Origin of the sequence: Arthrobacter sp. SDTb3-6, from assembly GCF_013376095.1 — a bacterium.
GTDB lineage: Bacteria > Actinomycetota > Actinomycetes > Actinomycetales > Micrococcaceae > Specibacter.
The window spans coordinates 1-16,648 of record NZ_JAAMFN010000057.1 but is presented as its reverse complement, the minus strand read 5'-3'; the positions used below and the strand labels follow the sequence as shown (position 1 = coordinate 16,648).

Genomic DNA, 16,648 nt, shown 5'->3' with positions numbered 1-16,648 from the left:
GGCGGACAGTCCGGCGCGCCCGAGCTGGCGGGCCTGGCGGGGCAAGGGTCGCCCTAACACGGAAGGGAGGCCAAGGGCTGTTCGGGGAGGACATCCTGGTTCGCCCTGCGATGCTACGACCGTCACGACAGCCGTCACCACAGGCACGGGTACCGCATACGGTCTCCTGCGGACCCAGACAGTTTTCCCGGCGGGCCCGCCAGCACTCGAACGCGCCGAGTCAGGAACCGGTTGCAGGCGCCGGGGATCCTGACAGCACCGACAGCAGCGATGTCCCGTCGGGGACACCCAGCCCCGTACACGCGTCCCAGCCAGGCGTCGCTTGGTAGCTGCCGTTGTTGCCGACGGTGATGTCTCGAAAGCCCGGGGCAACCTGTCCTTTCGTTACGGCGGCGTAGAGGACAGGCTGCAACTGGCCCAGTCCGCGCCCGTGCGACTGCACCAGCCGGGCCACCAGGGCGGCCCACAGCGGCGCCACTGCGCTGGTGCCACCAATGACCATGTCCGTCCCGTCCACCCGGACGCGGTATCCGGTTTGCGGATCTGCCACGGCTGCCACGTCCGGCACGCCGCGCCCCTTGGGCGTGGTTGCAGGTCCCCGGCCGGAGAGCACCGTGACCTGCTGCTGCCAGCTCGGGAGCGGGAAGGCATCGCTGACCCCTCCGCCCGTTGCGGAACTCGTGGAATCATTCCAGACGGTCTCGCTGGTGACGTTCCCGGTGGCGGTGTCCACTTCAAGCCTCGTTCCACCGCACGCGAGCACATGGGGGCTCGACGCCGGGAAGTCAGCATGGTTTTTTCCGTCGCGTTCGGCGTCGGCACTGCCGTTGTCCCCGGCTGCCGCCGTGACCGTGATGCCCAGCATGCCTGCGTCGACGAAGGCGTCGTCCATGGCTGTGCGGGCCTGCGCGGTCCATTGGTCCTCGCTCTGGCCCCAGCTGATGCTGATCGCGGCCGGTGCGGGCGTGTCGTGGATGGCCTTGGAGACGGCGTCCAGGAACCCGGCGTCGGTGTTGGGGGCGAAATAGACTTTCTGGGCGGCGCCCGGCGCAAGGGCGCCGGCCACTTCAATGTCCAGGAGCACTTCGCCGTCGGCGCCCTGGGGGTCGCCTCCGGGGACGTTGACGGCGCCGTCCACGCTGACCGTCTGCACGGACGGGCCGGTGATGCCCAGCTCCGAAAAGTACGTGTCCAGGTCCGATTGGCCGAATCCGCCGCCGAGCTCAATGATGGCAATGACCTGTCCGGTGCCGTCGGTATTTGCCGGGAAGTTGTAGATGCGGCCCAGGTCCAGCGGCGTGTAGCTTACTGAGCCGGCGGCTGCCGGCGCGAAGTGAAAGGGGGCGCGTGCCGACGGCCTGTCGTCGAGTCCCAGCACTGCCGTGACCACGCCGTCCAGGGCCGCCGGTACGCTCAGTTCCCCTGTACGGTGGCGGTGCGTGGACGTTTCATTGTTCGGGCCGACACTGGACACCGTGTCCAGGTCGGTGCCAAAAATGGTGCAAAGCAGGCCCACCGGCCCGGAAACCCGAAGCCTGCGCGAGGCGGGGTCGGTTTCAACCACGGTTGCACCGAGGCCCGTGAAGGTCCGGACGGCAAGGTCGACGTCGGCCGGCGCGGCCGCGTAGGCGGCCGGGATTGCGCTGCCCGCGGCCCGGGGCTTCCCGTGCCCATCCGGGACGGCGCCGGCCCCTGGGGCCCCGGCCTGCACCGACCCCGCCCGGCGCAACACCACGGTCACCGTAATTTCTTCCCGGTACAGCTCATCCTGCGTCCCGGCGCCTGCCGGATGGTGGAGTGCCTGGGGGGCCGGACCGCGGCTGCTGCCGGGGAGGGCAACCAGCTCGGGGCCGGAGTCATGGGCGGCGTGCCGCCCCCGTCGTGGTGCATCGCCCGTTGTTTCCTGGCTGCCGGCGCGCACCTGGCCCTCCCGAGGAGCGTCCCCCTGTGGATCTTGTGCGCCCGGCTGGCCCGCCAGCGGTTCCTTGTCAGACATGGCACTCGCCTTTCACTCGTTATCGGCGATACTACGACCCATCGTGGAGACAGACAACGAAGCGGGCGGCGAGCCGCAATTCATCCAGGCAGGTGGGTTGCGCCCTCCGGCGCGACGCGCGGCGGTGGAACCTGACGACAATATCGGCGGCATGGGGCGCAAGGCCGGCGCGTGTCAGTGCCGCGCCCCGACGCCGCCAAGGCGCAAGCCCGCAAGCCCCTGCTCCAAGACCGGCTGTCAGCTGCTCCCGAGGGGGACATGGCGGGCAACAGCCTCCACCGTCCGTTGCCCGGATGGGCTGCCGCTCCGGGCGCCTGCCCGCCCCGAGACCAGTTCAGCGGCCTTGAAGGCACCTTCCAGGACGGTGACGGCCGCCCGGTACCGTGCCGTCCCGCCCGGGCCCGGACTGCGGCGCACCCATTCGGCCTGCGCCTGGGCCAAGGCCTTGACGAGGGCCGAGGTCTCGGGAATCCGCACGTCGGCCATGCCGGGAAAGTCAATGGCACTGGCCGGATCCAGCTCGTACCGGCTCCAGCGGGCAAGAACCACGGCATGCCTGGCGCGCAGGGCCTTGCGTTCCGCCTCGGCCAGGCGCAGGGCGCGGGCGTTCGCCTGCTGCACCAGACGGCGACGCACCACGGTGTTGGTCCACCACCAGGTCCCGACTGCCAGTAATGCCAGGGTGGCGCCCGCCCAACGGTTGAGCACGGCTGCGACCAGCACGGCAGGCAGCACCACGCACAGACCCGCAAAAAGGTACCAGAAGTGGGCGTCGGGGTCATGTTCCAAGGCCGGACGCACTTTCACGAGCCATGTGGTTCCGGCCGTGGCCAGCACCACCAGCACAGCCGTCAAGACAAACCCTGCCAGGGCCGTCACCAACATTTCGGCACCTCCTGCCAACTGCCCCGGGCGCTTGGGTCCGGACACCTGCACCGGGAACCGGCCGCACCGCTTCCCTTATCTCCATTGCAGGCCCTTTCGGGGGCAAGGTCAAGGGTGCGGTGGGGCCACCCTATTCAATGCGGTGCCGGGGCGCTGACTGCTCCATGGCACCGGGCGCATGGCGGGCGGTCCCGGGGCCTGTCCGGGCACGGTTCCGGCCCGGCCCGGCAACGCCGTGACCCTGGCGTTCGACGGCGGGCACCCGCCGGACGGGCGGAAAGTCGGCGGACGGGCCCGTACCTGTTCCGGTCTCGAGGGAAGACTGCACGCGCGGCGGGACCGTTGCCGGGGAGTCGCTCCGGCCGGCTGCCTTCAGCTCCACGGGCGCAGGCTCGGGGTAGGCGTACTTGCCGCCGCGCAGCGCGGATGCGACGGCGGCGACCAGGCAGGCGGCAATGGCGAAGCCAAAGGCGACGGCCAGCCCGTCGGCGAACGGCCCGGAAATCAGGGTCGGGAAGAAACCCCGGCCGGTGAGGTAGGCGGCATTGGCGGGGGAGAGGCCGGCCAGGGCGGCAGGACCCACCAGCGTTTGGATGGGGTTGTAGCCCAAAAGTGAGGCAAAGAGGACGGAGACGGGCGGCAGGGAGGCGACACGGCCGGCGTCGGCCGCGCTGATGCCGTGGGCAATGAGTCCGTTGCTGAGGGTGGCCGGGAGGGTGCTGGCGAGCCCGGTCACCATGAGGGAGAAGAAGATGCCGATGGAGAGGACCATGGCCGAATTTTGGAAGGTGGTGCTCATCCCGGCTCCCACGCCGCGCCGGTTGGGCGGCAGGCTGTTCATGATGCCGGCACGGTTCGGTGCGGCAAACAGCCCCATGCCCACGCCGTTGACGAGCAGTGCCAGTGCGAAGGTCCAGTACTGGAAGTTCACCGGCAACTCCAGTAGCCACCAGAAGCTCAGCGCCGCCACCACCATCCCGCCGGTGGCCAGCAGCCTGGCTCCCATCCTGTCCGAGATCCAGCCGGAAACGGGTCCGGCCACGAGGAAGCCGGCGGTCAAGGGCAGCATGTAGATGCCGGCCCAGAGCGGGGTGCTGGCAAAGTCGTAGCCGTGCCGGGGGAGCCAGATGCCCTGCAGCCAGATGATCAGGATGAACATCAGCCCGCCGCGGCCGATGGCGGACAGCAGGCTGGCGAGGTTGCCGGCGGTAAAGGCACGGATGCGGAACAGGGAAAGGTGGAACATTGGATCCGGCACGCGGGTTTCAATGATGCAAAAGGCAGCCAGCACCACGCTGCCGCCGATCAATGCCGAGAGAACCCACGGATTGGTCCAGCCCATGGTGTGCCCGCCGTAGGGCTGGATGCCGTAGGTGATGCCCACCAGCACGGCCACGAGTCCGGCGGCAAAGGTCACATTGCCCCACCAGTCGAGCCTGGCCGGTTGGCGGATGCCGTTGTCGTGCAGCTTCAGGTACGCCCACACGGTGCCGAAGACGCCCACGGGGACGGAGACCAGGAAGACCAGGCGCCAGTCGAGCGGCCCCAGCAGCCCGCCGATGATCAGGCCCAGGAACGAGCCGGCAATGCCGGCCACCTGGTTCAGGCCCAGCGCAAGCCCGCGCTGGTCCACGCCGAAGGCGTCGGTGATGATGGCGTTGGAATTGGCCATGAGCAGCGCCCCGCCAACTCCCTGCAGGATGCGCATGACAATTAGCCAGTACACGCCGGGCACGCCCGTCATCCAGGTGACGGTCAGCAGGATCGAAAAAAGCGTAAAGATGGCAAAGCCGGCGTTGTACATTTTGACGCGGCCATACATGTCACCGAGCCGGCCAAAGCTGACCACCAGCACCGCCGTGACCACCATGTAGCCCATGATCAGCCACAGCAGCAGAGACGTGTTGCCGGGGGCCAGCGGGTTGATCCCCACACCACGGAAAATGTCCGGCAGCGCGATCAAAAGGATGGAGGCGTTGATGGTGGCCATCAACACACCCAGCGTGGTGTTGGACAGCACGATCCACTTGTAGCGCGGGCTGGCAAGGGCGCGCGCACGGGTTGCGGCGGCGGTGGTAGGTGTCAGTTGTGCCTTGGCCACAATGTTCGCACTCCCTGGGAAGCTGGTTCCGTCCATGGGCAGCGGTCGGTGGTTACCTCTGTCAACTAACCATGGTAGTCCCGTGGCGTGCCGTGAAGCTGAAAGATCCCTGTCAACCCGCCGGCTCCCGCCCCGCGGCCCCTTGGGCACGCCGGACCCGGGCAACGGGCCACGCGGCCGCCGCCGTCCAAAACAGCGCCTGTGGTCTGATAACCTGACCCAGTCCGCCGACCTCCCGTCACATTGTCTTGCCGGTTGCAGGTAACGGGTGGACACTGGAATCCGTTGCAGACTTGAGGAGAGCTCCATGCACTTGACGCCCCGGGAACAAGAGAAACTCATGATTGTGGTGGCCGCAGATCTTGCCCGCCGCCGCCAGGCGCGAAGCCTGAAGCTCAATCATCCCGAGGCTGTGGCAATCCTCACCTACGAGTTGATTGAAGGCGCCCGGGACGGGCGCAGCGTTGCCGATCTGATGAGCTGGGGGAGCACCGTCCTAAGCCGCGATGACGTCATGGAGGGCGTCGCGGAAATGATCAAGGACGTACAGGTCGAGGCCACGTTCCCCGACGGCACGAAGCTTGTCACCGTCCACAATCCCATCCGCTGACCGGCCGCCCCAGTGCGCCGTCGTCCGAATAAAGCCGTGAAATGAAAGGCATGCCATGATTCCGGGTGAATACATTCTCCGAAGCGATCCGATTATCTGCAATGAGGGGTCGGTGGCGAAACTGGTGCAGGTCACCAACCGCGGCGACCGGCCCATTCAGGTGGGCTCCCACTACCATTTCCAGGAGGTCAACAAGGCCCTGGAATTCGATCGCGCCGAGGCCCGCGGCCACCGGCTGGACATTCCTGCCGGCACAGCCGTCCGCTTTGAGCCGGGCGACGCCAAGACCGTCAGCCTGATACCGCTCTCCGGCACCCGGGAAGTCCACGGCTTCCGCAACCTCGTCAACGGACCACTCGACGCCAACACGGCGGGGGAAGGCAGCAAATGAGCTTCGAACTGAACCGCAAGCAATACTCGGACCTGTACGGCCCCACCACGGGCGACGCCGTCAGGCTCGCGGACACCGAACTGTTTGCCGAGATTGAGTATGACCTGACCAAGTACGGCGAGGAAGTCGTGTACGGCGGCGGCAAGGTGATCCGCGACGGCATGGGCCAAAACGGCCAGCTGGTCCGCGACGAGGACATCCCGGACACCGTCATCACCAACGTGATCGTGCTGGACCACACCGGCATCTACAAGGCGGATGTGGCCCTGCGCGACGGGCACATCTTCAAGATCGGCAAGGCCGGCAACCCCCAGATCTCCGACGGCGTGGACATCACCATCGGCGTGGCCACGGACATCATCGCCGGCGAGGGCCGGATCCTCACGGCCGGCGGCATCGACACGCACGTGCACTTTGTCAGCTCCGACCAGATCCCCGTTGCCCTGGCATCCGGCGTGACCACGCTGATCGGCGGCGGCTCGGGCCCCTCCGAGGCCAGCAAGGCCACGACCGTAACCCCGGGCGCCTGGCACATTTCCAAGATGCTCCAGGCCGTGGACAACATGCCCATCAACATCGGCCTGCTGGGCAAGGGTCACGCCAGTGCCATCGAGCCGCTCGCCGAACAGATCCGCGCCGGCGCCATCGGACTGAAGGTCCACGAGGACTGGGGCTCCACAACGTCCTCCATTGACATGTCCCTGCGCGTGGCCGACGAATACGACGTGCAGGTGGCCATCCACTCCGACACGCTGAACGAATGCGGATTCGTCGAGGACACCATCGCGGCCATCGGCGGACGCGTCATCCACACCTTCCATACCGAGGGCGCCGGCGGCGGACACGCCCCCGACATCATCAAGGTGGCCGGGCTGGCCAACGTCCTGCCGGCATCGACCAACCCCACCCTGCCCTACACGGTGAACACCATTGACGAGCACCTTGACATGCTCATGGTCTGCCACCACCTCAACCCGGAGATCCCCGAAGACGTGGCCTTCGCCGACTCCCGTATCCGCAAGGAGACCATCGCCGCCGAGGACGTGCTGCACGACATGGGCATCTTCTCCATCACTTCCTCCGACTCCCAGGCCATGGGCCGGGTGGGCGAGGTGGTGCTGCGCACCTGGCAGGTCGCCGACGCCATGAAGCGCCAGCGCGGCAAGTACGACGACGACCCCGAGGTGGGCGACAACGCGCGGCTGAAGCGCTTTGTGTCGAAATACACGATCAACCCCGCGATTGCCCAGGGCGTCTCCGACTACATCGGCAGCGTCGAGGTGGGCAAGTTTGCCGACCTGGTGCTGTGGGAACCGGAGTTCTTTGGCGTCAAGCCGGAAATGGTCATCAAGGGCGGGCAGATGGTCATGAGCGTCATGGGCGACCCCAACGCCTCCATTCCCACCCCGCAGCCCCGGACGCTGCGCGCCAACTTTGCCGCCCTGGGCCGCGCCGTGCATTCGACCTCCATCACCTTCCTGTCGCAGGCGGCGGTCGACGCCGGCGTGCCCGCCGAGCTGGGCCTGCAGCACGAGATCCGCGCCTGCCACGGCATCCGCGACCTCACCAAGGCGGACATGAAGCACAACGGCGAAACGCCGGACATCCAGGTTGATCCGGAAACCTACGAAGTCCGCGTGGACGGCGAAGTTGTCACGGCAGAGCCCTCCAGCGTGCTGCCGATGGCCCAGCGCTACTTCCTGTTTTAAAAGGAGCACACTTGATTATCGACAAGGTGCTGGGCAACAAGTTTGACCCGGCCACAGCGTCCTTCGACCCGGCCGTCCTGGCCGGACTGCACGAGGAAAAGGTGCTGTTGCCGTCCGCCGAGCTGGTCAAACGCATCCAGCGCGTGACCACCGACCACGGCAACGAGGTCGGCATCCGGCTTGCCGGGGACAACGTGCCGGACCTGCGCGACGGAGACGTCCTGTTCCTGGACGGGCACAATGCCATTGTGGTGGCCGTGGAATCCTCCGACGTGCTCGTCATCGCCCCCGGATCCATCCAGGAGATGGGGGTGGTGGCCCACAACCTGGGCAACCGGCACATGCAGGCGCAGTTCTTCGGCGCGGACTCCGAATACGGCGCCGAGGTGATGGTGCTGGCGTACGACCACACGGTGGAGGACTACCTCAAGCACGTCGGGGTGGCATATTCGCGCCAGGACCGTGTGATGGATGTGCCGTTCCGGCACGCCGGGCACACGCACTGAGGCCCGCCATGAACCACACCCTACGGGCTTACCTGCTGCCCCTGCAGCAGCTGAGCGATTCGGCGCTGCCCACCGGCGCATTCAGCCACTCCTTGGGGCTGGAAACCAGCCTGCACCGCTGCGAGGTCCACGACGAGCTCTCGTTCGCCGACTGGCTGACCCAGTTCATCCGCATCCAGCTGGTCCACAGCGACGGGCTGGCCATCCGCCTTGCCGTGGAAGCGGCAACGGAACCGGAGCTCCAGCGAGTCGACCGGGAACTGCACGCCGCCGCCCTGCCACGCGAAATCCGCGAGGCCGGGGTGAAAATGGGGGCACGCATGCTGGACATCGCGCTGGCCGTGGTGCCCTCCCCGGAACTGCAGCTTTACGCCGCGGCCGTGGCACGCGGCGACTGTGCAGGGCACCCGGCCCTGGCCTTCGCCGTGGCCGGGAAGTCCCTGGGCGTTCCGCTGCCGGAGCTGCTGGCCGCGTATATGTTTGCCACCGTCACTTCCCTGACGCAAAATGCCATCCGGGGCATTCCCATCGGCCAGGGGGCGGGCCAACGCGTCCTGGCGGGCGCGCACTCGGAGGTGGGTGACGGCGTCGTGCGTATCCAGGCGCTGGGCCGTGAGGACTTCGGCGTCACCGCCCCGGGCCTGGAAATCGCACAGATGCAGCACGAACGCCAGCGCGCCCGGATGTTCATGTCCTGACACCCGCCGGCCGGGCCTGTCGAGACCACAGATCTATTAGAAGGAGACACAATGAAACCCATCAGGATTGGCATCGGCGGACCCGTCGGCGCCGGCAAGACCCAGCTCGTGGAGCGGCTCACGCGCGCCCTCGACGGGGAAGTGTCCACCGCCGCCATCACCAACGACATCTACACCATCGAGGATGCCAAGATCCTCGCCGCGAACGGCGTGCTGCCGCTGGACCGCATCATCGGCATTGAAACGGGCGGCTGCCCCCACACGGCCATCCGCGAGGACACGTCCATGAACTCCGCCGCCGTGGAGGAGCTGGAAGCCCGGCACCCCGACCTGCAGGTCATTTTCATCGAGTCCGGCGGCGACAACCTCTCCGCCACGTTCAGCCCCGAGCTGGTGGACTTTTCCATCTACATCATTGATGTGGCCCAGGGCGAGAAGATCCCGCGCAAGGCCGGGCAGGGAATGATCAAGGCGGACCTCTTCATCATCAACAAGACCGACCTCGCCCCGTACGTGGGCGCGGACCTGTCCATCATGGAGTCCGACACGCTCGAATTCCGCGGACCCAAGCCCTACTGCTTCACCAACCTGAAGACCGACGACGGCCTGGTCCAGGTCATCCACTGGATCAAGCACGACGTGCTCATGCTTGACCTGGAGTCGCGGTGACCGAGACCGTTTTGGCCACTGTGGGCCGTCTGGGCGGGCCGGGGGAATGGGCGGGGAGGCTTTCCCTGGACATCGACCGGCGGGCCGGGCGTTCCATTGCAGTGCGGCAGTTCCACGACGGCGCGCTGCGCATCTTCCGGCCGCACTACCTCGACCACACCGGGCAGGTTTGCTACACGGTGATCAACCCGGGCGGGGCGTACCTGGGCGGTGACAAGTACCTGATCGAGGTTGATGTGGCAGGGGGCGCGGACCTGCTCCTGACCACGCAGGCAGCCACCAAGGTGTACCGCACACCCGGCAGCCGCGCCGAGCAGCACCAGCACCTGCGCCTGGGTGCGGCTTCGCGGTTGGAACTGCTGCCCGATCCGCTGATTGCCTACCGCCAGGCGAGCTACGGGCAGGTGACGACGGTGGACATGGACCCCACCGCCTCCCTCGTCATGGCCGAAGTGGTGACACCGGGGTGGTCCCCGGACGGGGAACTGTTCCGGTACGACGAAATCCGGATGCGCAATGAAATCTCGATCGACGGCCGTCTGGCTGTCCTGGACAACCTCCTGATCCGGCCCGGCAGCGGCTCTCCCGTGGGCGGCATGTCCTTCATGGGCCGCTACACCCACCTGGGGTCGCTGCTGGTCGTGGACGCCCGCGTGGACGCGGCCCTGGTCGACGAGCTCCATGGCGCCCTGGCGGGCATGGACCCGCACGGGCAACTGGGCATTACGCTGCTGGACGGCCCGGGCCTGGCCCTGCGCGCCCTGTCCGTCTCCTCGGAACCGCTCAACGCCATGCTGGCCACGGCAGTCGACCTCTTGCGCGGCCGCTGGTTCGGCCAGGAACCCCTCAACCTGAGGAAGTACTGATGTCCGCCACCACCCGGATGGGCTACCTTGAACGCGAGCAGCTGCCTGTGGCCCGCCGCGCCGGTGCCACATTTGGGGCGGTGGCCCTGCTCCACCTGGCTGTCATTGCGCTGATGGTCTTTTCAATGCTGCGGGACACCCACCCGCTGGCACTGGGCCTGCTGCTCACCGCCTACCTGGCGGGCGTGAAGCACAGTTACGACTGGGACCACATTGCCGCCATCGACAATTCCAGCCGAAAGTTCGCCGCCCAGGGGCGGGCGCCGGTCAGCGTTGGGTTCGCCTTCAGCCTGGGGCACAGCTCCGTGGTGATGCTGGCGGGCATCCTGGTCGTCAGCGGCGCCGGGATCATGGCCACCGTGCTCCGGGACGGCAGTGCCGCAAACCTGGCCCTGGCCCTGTTCGGGGCCGGGGTGTCCGCGGCCTTCCTGCTGGCCATCGGGCTGTTCAACGGCTCCGCGTTCCTGAAGGCCAACGTGCTCTACCGCAGGGTCCGGAGCGGCGGGACGGTGTCCGACGGCGAGCTGGCCCCCACCGGGATGGTGGCACGGCTGATGAACAAGCCGCTTTCACGGGTGAAACGGCCCCGGGACATCTACATCCTCGGCTTCCTGTTCGGGCTGGGCTTTGACACTGCCTCCACCATCGCGTTCCTGCTGCTGGCGGCGTCCGCAGCCCTGGCCGGGATCTCCGTGGCCGCACTGCTGGCCCTGCCGCTGGCCTTCGCCGCGGCCATGACCCTGTGTGACACCGCCAACGGCATGGCCATGATGAAGATGTACCGTTCCGCGATCATGAACCCCGCACGCCGCATCGGCTTCAACATGGTGGTCACCGGCCTGTCCTCGACGTCGGCGCTGTTCATTTCTGTGCTGACGATCGCGGGCATCCTGCACTCGGCACTGGGGCTCACGGACCCGGCCACCACGTGGCTGGCCGGCCTCGACCTCGGCCATGCGGGGCTGGTGCTGGTGGGCTTGTTCCTGGCCGTCTGGGGGATCGCCGCCCTGGGGTGGCGCAGGGACAGCCAAGGCACGGCAGCCGGCGTCGAACGTTAGGGCAGGCGCGGGCCCAGGGCCAGCAGGACGGACAGCGCCGTCATCATGACCAGGGCGTAGCGGAACATCCTGCGGGCCCACGCTTCCGCCGCCGTCTGCGCAAGTCCACGAAGGCCCAGTACAATCCAGCCCAGGCACAGCACGCCCATGGCTGCGGTGTAGCTCCAGCCCGTGTACCCGGCCGGCTGGGGGAGCAGTGCCACCACGGTGAACGCCAGCGTGTAGAGGAGGATCTGGACCTTGGTGTTGGCGATGCCGCGCACCACGGCGATGACCGGAACACCCGCCTTGGCGTATTCCCCGCGGCGGTAGATGGAAATGGCATAAAAGGCCGGCAGCTGCCAGAAGAACAACATGAGGAACGCAATCCCGGCGCCGGCATCCAGCACGCCGCTGGCACCGACATAGCCGCCAAGGATCGGGGCCGCGCCGGAAATGCTGCCCACGAGGGTCCCGTGGATGGACATCCGTTTGGACAGCATGCCGTAAAGGACCACGTAGGCCAGGTAGCCGCCCAGCCCGACGGCGACGACCAGCCAGTTCGTCCAGGCCGTCAGCACGGCCAGCCCCGCCACGCCCAGGAGCACCGAATAGACCACCGCATTGCGTGCCTGGACGCCGCCGGTGACGGTGGCCCTGTTCCTGGTGCGTGCCATGACCGTGTCAATGTCACGGTCCAGTACGTTGTTCAGCACGCAGGCGGAGCCGATCACCAGGGTGGTGCCGAGACAGACGGCAAGGAACAGCAGCCAATCGACGGGGCCGGGGCAGCCAAAAAGGAATCCGGCGGCCGCCGTGAGCACATTTCCGTACAGCACGCCGGGCTTGGCCAGCGAGTAATAGCGCAGCACCGCATCCCGCCAGCCCGGCCCCGTTGCGCGGGCCGCCAAGGCGCCATCCGTCCCGTCAGCGGGGCCCCTGGCGCCCAGGCGGCGCGGGGGAGGAGTGGGACCGGGCGCGGCCATGGCGGGGCCTTTCGTGCAGAAGATGGGGCCAAACCAGCATATCGACACCGCGGGCTGCACTATGGTGACGAACGGTCGAATGTGAGATGCGTCATAACGATTGGGGGCTGTGCGGTTGCACGCTAACGATTTGCAGCATTTTACAGCCGGGACGGGGCCTTCCGGCCGTCGGTGGACTAGAACTGGACGTACCCAACCCGTACATTCCCCAAAGGGGTGTTCCCCATGAGAAAGCTCAAGCCATGGCTGGCAGTTCTGGGGCTGCTTGCCGCATTCCTCGTCGTCGCGCCGGGCCAGGCACAGGCGGCGCCCTATTGCGGGATCACGTGGGGGTCGCTGGCCAAGTCCGCCGGCGCCACCTCCAGTGCCCCCATCGCCAACGTCAGGGCGGGCCGGCATGCCTGCCTTGACCGCCTGGTGGTCGACATCAACGGCCACGCCAACGGCTTCACGGTGCAGTACGTTGCTGCCGTGCACAGGCAGGGGAGCGGCGCCGTGGTGCCGCTGCGCGGAGGCGCGTTCCTGCAGGTCACCGTGGAGGACCCCACCTACAACGTAAACACCGGCATGCAGGTTTACCGGCCTGCCAACCCCGGTGAACTGGTCGACACCGCCGGCTATGCCACATTCCGCCAAGTGGCGCTGGCAGGCAGCTTCGAATCCCGAACCACCGTGGGGCTTGGCGTGCGTGCGCGCCTGCCGTTCACCGTGTTTGTGCTCAACGGGCCCGGGAACCAGTCGCGGCTGGTCATCGACGTGGCGCACCGCTGGTAGCCCCGCCGCCGTCACGCCTGTACGACGTCGGACCGGTCCCGCTCGGGGGGCCGGTCCGACGTCGTGCACGGCACCCTTGGTGGTGGCGGGTCAGCGGCCCTTGACCGGGATGCCGTTGCGGGTCATGGATTCGGCGTAGGCCTTCGCCGATTCCAACAGCCAACCGGCCTGGCGGTCGGCTGACCCGGCAAAGCTGCGGCCGGAAAGGGAGCGGACCTTGTAGATGCCGAAGCCGCGCTTGTACAGCATGGGGCCCTGGGCCTTCAGGAGCTGGTCGGCCAGGCGGTGGGCCTCGGTGCCGTGGGCCACCAGGGCGGACGCACGGGGGACCAGGGTCAGGAACTTCACAAGGGGGCGCAGTCCCTGTTCGATCTGGGCGGCGCTCAGGCGGCCGTTGGGCTCACCGGGAGTGAACCATGGGTGCACGTTCCAGGGCATGACGTAGCTGGGGCGCAGGCCCAGCTGCCAGTGGATGCCCAGGAGGCGGGTGGCCGCCTGCTCGTCGCCGGCGGTTACAAAACCGGAAGGGTCCAGCTCCCCGACGTTGGAGAACAGGCTGATGATGCGGCAATCGTCGACGTCGTGAACCGGATCCACATACGCAACCCGCTGCTCCGGACGGGCCTGGGCCAGGGAGTCGCACAGTTCGGTAATGGGTGCAATGTTCTCGTCATAACGACGGTTCCAGAGCTGTTCGCGCAGTGATTCGGTTGCCACGGAAGTCATTGAGGGCTTGGTCTCCTTGAGGGTCAAAGTAATGGGACGGGCGCTTCCCCACAAGGGCCTTTGTCCAGCGTTTCAGCCTACCAATCATCGGCCGTCTTTGGGGGCGTTCCGCTTGTGCTAGGCCCGGCGGCACGGCGTCGATTGTGAGAAAGTCAACAGCGCCGCCGCGGCAGCGCACCCGGGCGGGAAAAGGCGTCGCACCCCCGCCCCGGCGACCGGCATGTGGACGGCGGCCCGGGCCGGCGTCGTCGTTGTGTGAAAATGGAAGGCATGCGCCCCATGCAACACTCCAGCAAGCTTGCCAATGTGCGGTACGAACTTCGCGGCCCGATCCTCCATGCGGCCCAGAAGATGGAGGCGGAGGGGCACCGGATCCTGCGCATGAACCTCGGCGACACGGCGCCGTTTGGGCTGGAGGCCCCGGAGTCGATCGTGGTGGACATGATCCACCACCTGCGCGGGGCCCAGGGATACAGCGACTCCAAGGGCATCTTCTCGGCCCGCACGGCCATCTCGCAGTACTACCAGACCAAGGGCCTGATGAAGATCGGCGTGGAGGACATCTTTGTCGGCAACGGCGTCAGCGAACTGATCTCCATGACCCTGCAGGCGTTCCTGGAAAACGGCAACGAGGTACTGATCCCGGCGCCGGACTACCCGCTGTGGACCGCCTCGGTCACCCTGACCGGCGGCGTGCCGGTCCACTACCTGTGTGACGAGGACAACGAGTGGTGGCCGGACATGGCCGACGTGGCCGCGAAAATCACGCCCGCCACCCGCGCCATCGTGATCATCAACCCCAACAACCCCACGGGGGCCGTCTATCCGCGGCACATCCTGGAGCGGTTCGTGGAACTGGCGCGCGAGCACGACCTGGTCATCTTTGCCGATGAGATCTACGAGAAGATCCTCTACGACGGCCGCACGCACATCCACATGGCCTCGCTGGCGGACGATGTCTGCATGCTCACCTTCAGCGGCCTGTCCAAGGCCTACCGCATGCCTGGCTACCGTGCCGGCTGGGTGGCCCTGTCCGGACCGCGCGCCGCGATGGCCGGCTTCAAGGAATCCCTGGAGCTGCTCGCCTCGCTGCGCCTGTGTGCCAATGTGCCGGCGCAGCACGCCATCCAGACGTCCCTGGGCGGCTACCAGAGCATTAACGACCTGACGAAGCCCGGCGGGCGCCTGTGCGAACAACGCACGCGCGCCTCGGAACTGCTCAATGCGCTCCCCGGCGTTTCGTGCGTCCCGGCCGCCGGGGCAATGTACCTGTTCGTGAGGCTGGACCCGGAGATGTATCCCATCGAGGACGATGAAAAGTTCGTGATCGACCTGCTGCAGGACCAAAAGATCCTGGTCTCCCACGGCACCGCATTCCACTGGCCCTCGCCGGACCACTTCCGCTTTGTCCTGCTGCCCTCGGTGGGCGACATCGAGGAGGCCGTGCGGAGGATCTCCACCTTCCTGGCCGTCTACCGCAGCAAGGCGGCCATGGCGCTGCGGTAGAGCCCGGTGCCTCCAGTGGTCCGGGAATAGTTTCCGTGGGCGCCCAGTTCTCCAAGTAGATGCAAACGCATATTTCCCGGAATGGCCGGCCAGCCGGCGCGGGAGTGGGGCTACGGAATGGAGCAAGGCATGGTTGACGCTGACTTTGAACTGGGGCTGGACACCTTCGGTGACATCACCCTGGACGGGGAAGGCTTGGCGAAGCCGGCCGCCCAGGTGATCCGCGACGTCGTCGAACAGGCCGTGCTGGCCGACTCCCTGGGCCTGGACTACTTTGGGATTGGCGAGCACCACCGCGACGATTACGCCATCTCCTCCCCGGACATGGTGCTTTCCGCGATTGCCGGGCAGACCAAGCAGATCAGGCTGGGATCGGCCGTCACTGTGCTAAGCTCCGATGACCCCGTCCGCGTCTTCCAGCGCTTTTCCACGCTCGACGCCGTCTCCTCCGGCCGTGCCGAAGTCACCCTGGGCCGCGGCTCCTTTACCGAATCCTTCCCGCTCTTTGGCCTGGACCTGGAGCAGTACGAGGAACTGTTTGAGGAGAAGCTGGCCCTGTTCGCCGAGGTGCTCAAGCAGGGCCCCGTCACGTGGAGTGGCAGCACCCGTGCAGCCCTGGCCGACCAGATGGTATATCCGCACCTTGAAAAGGGGACGTTGAAATCGTGGGTGGCCGTGGGCGGAAGCCCCCAGTCCGTGGTCCGCGCGGCACACTACGGCATGCCCTTGATGCTCGCCATCATTGGCGGGGAGCCCCTGCAGTTCGCCCCGTTCACCGACCTTTACCACCGTGCGCTGAAGGAATTCGGCCAGCCGGAGCAGCCCATCGGGGTCCACTCGCCGGGGTACATCGCCGAGACCGACGAACAGGCCATGGAAGAGCTGTGGCCACACTACGCCGCCGCGCACAACCGCATCGGCCGTGACCGCGGCTGGCCGCCCCTGACCCGCCTGCAGTTCAACGCCACGGCCAGCCCCAAGGGCGCCCTGATGGTCGGCTCGCCGGAAACGGTGGCGCGCAAGATCACCACCGTGGCCAAGTCGCTGGGGCTGTCCCGCTTCGATCTGAAGTACAGCCACGGCACCCTGCCGCACGAGCAACTCATGCGCAGCATTGAACTCTATGGCACGCAGGTTGCCCCGCTGGTCAGGGAAAACCTCCGCAAGGCCTGACCAGCCACCAACGCC

16 protein-coding genes are annotated in these 16,648 nt (G+C 67.1%); 11 read left to right on the top strand and 5 right to left on the bottom strand.

The features are described from left to right. Positions 1–220 precede the first annotated feature (220 nt). The 3 genes from G6035_RS18180 to G6035_RS18170 all read right to left on the bottom strand — a co-directional run bounded on the left by G6035_RS18180 (position 221) and on the right by G6035_RS18170 (position 4,982). Complete coding sequence (locus tag G6035_RS18180) at positions 221–1,996, bottom strand: S53 family peptidase (RefSeq protein ID WP_176618515.1); 1,776 nt, start codon at positions 1,994–1,996, stop codon at positions 221–223. Between the two features lie 237 nt (positions 1,997–2,233). Next, positions 2,234–2,881, bottom strand: coding sequence for a hypothetical protein (locus tag G6035_RS18175; RefSeq protein WP_176618514.1), 648 nt, complete (start codon positions 2,879–2,881; stop codon positions 2,234–2,236). A gap of 130 nt (positions 2,882–3,011) precedes the next feature. Then, complete coding sequence (locus G6035_RS18170; protein ID WP_218063339.1) at positions 3,012–4,982, bottom strand: MFS transporter; 1,971 nt, start codon at positions 4,980–4,982, stop codon at positions 3,012–3,014. A gap of 307 nt (positions 4,983–5,289) precedes the next feature. Between G6035_RS18170 and G6035_RS18165 the strand changes: the two genes are divergently transcribed. Genes G6035_RS18165 through G6035_RS18130 form a run of 8 tightly spaced genes read left to right on the top strand, consistent with a single transcriptional unit; the run spans position 5,290 to position 11,489 of the window. Next, a complete protein-coding gene (locus G6035_RS18165) occupies positions 5,290–5,592 on the top strand; it encodes an urease subunit gamma (protein ID WP_176618512.1) in 303 nt (100 codons plus the stop codon). A 55-nt stretch (positions 5,593–5,647) separates the two neighbouring features. Next, the gene (locus G6035_RS18160) at positions 5,648–5,983 is read left to right on the top strand and encodes an urease subunit beta (RefSeq protein ID WP_176618511.1); all 336 of its coding nucleotides are present in this window, start codon (positions 5,648–5,650) and stop codon (positions 5,981–5,983) included. Continuing rightward, a complete protein-coding gene (gene ureC, locus G6035_RS18155; protein ID WP_176618510.1) occupies positions 5,980–7,692 on the top strand; it encodes an urease subunit alpha in 1,713 nt (570 codons plus the stop codon). Before G6035_RS18160 ends, ureC begins: the two co-directional genes overlap by 4 nt. 11 nt (positions 7,693–7,703) lie before the next feature. Further along, the gene (gene ureE, locus G6035_RS18150; RefSeq protein ID WP_176618509.1) at positions 7,704–8,198 is read left to right on the top strand and encodes an urease accessory protein UreE; all 495 of its coding nucleotides are present in this window, start codon (positions 7,704–7,706) and stop codon (positions 8,196–8,198) included. Positions 8,199–8,206: 8 nt separating this feature from the next. Next, a complete protein-coding gene (locus tag G6035_RS18145; RefSeq protein ID WP_176618508.1) occupies positions 8,207–8,896 on the top strand; it encodes an urease accessory protein UreF in 690 nt (229 codons plus the stop codon). A gap of 51 nt (positions 8,897–8,947) precedes the next feature. Then, the gene (gene ureG / locus G6035_RS18140; RefSeq protein WP_176618507.1) at positions 8,948–9,565 is read left to right on the top strand and encodes an urease accessory protein UreG; all 618 of its coding nucleotides are present in this window, start codon (positions 8,948–8,950) and stop codon (positions 9,563–9,565) included. After that, a complete protein-coding gene (locus G6035_RS18135; RefSeq protein ID WP_371131066.1) occupies positions 9,562–10,431 on the top strand; it encodes an urease accessory protein UreD in 870 nt (289 codons plus the stop codon). The genes ureG and G6035_RS18135 overlap by 4 nt, the downstream gene beginning before the upstream one ends. After that, entirely contained in the window at positions 10,431–11,489 is a 1,059-nt protein-coding gene (locus G6035_RS18130; RefSeq protein ID WP_176618506.1) for a HoxN/HupN/NixA family nickel/cobalt transporter, read from the top strand. The genes G6035_RS18135 and G6035_RS18130 overlap by 1 nt, the downstream gene beginning before the upstream one ends. On the opposite strand, the gene cyoE is transcribed toward G6035_RS18130, so the two are convergent. Beyond that, entirely contained in the window at positions 11,486–12,454 is a 969-nt protein-coding gene (gene cyoE / locus G6035_RS18125; protein WP_176618505.1) for a heme o synthase, read from the bottom strand. The genes G6035_RS18130 and cyoE overlap by 4 nt on opposite strands. Before the next feature lie 225 nt (positions 12,455–12,679). Between cyoE and G6035_RS18120 the strand changes: the two genes are divergently transcribed. After that, a complete protein-coding gene (locus tag G6035_RS18120) occupies positions 12,680–13,228 on the top strand; it encodes a hypothetical protein (protein WP_176618504.1) in 549 nt (182 codons plus the stop codon). A 90-nt stretch (positions 13,229–13,318) separates the two neighbouring features. Here the strand turns inward: G6035_RS18120 and G6035_RS18115 are convergent, their stop codons facing one another. Continuing rightward, a complete protein-coding gene (locus G6035_RS18115; protein WP_176618503.1) occupies positions 13,319–13,954 on the bottom strand; it encodes a uracil-DNA glycosylase in 636 nt (211 codons plus the stop codon). A 270-nt stretch (positions 13,955–14,224) separates the two neighbouring features. Here G6035_RS18115 and G6035_RS18110 point away from each other — a divergent pair, with 270 nt between their 5' ends. Together G6035_RS18110 and G6035_RS18105 are read left to right on the top strand one after the other, a co-directional pair. Next, positions 14,225–15,460: a pyridoxal phosphate-dependent aminotransferase gene (locus tag G6035_RS18110; RefSeq protein WP_176618502.1), complete on the top strand. Its 1,236-nt coding sequence runs from the start codon at positions 14,225–14,227 to the stop codon at positions 15,458–15,460. Positions 15,461–15,589: 129 nt separating this feature from the next. Beyond that, the gene (locus G6035_RS18105) at positions 15,590–16,633 is read left to right on the top strand and encodes an LLM class flavin-dependent oxidoreductase (protein ID WP_176618501.1); all 1,044 of its coding nucleotides are present in this window, start codon (positions 15,590–15,592) and stop codon (positions 16,631–16,633) included. Positions 16,634–16,648 lie beyond the last annotated feature (15 nt).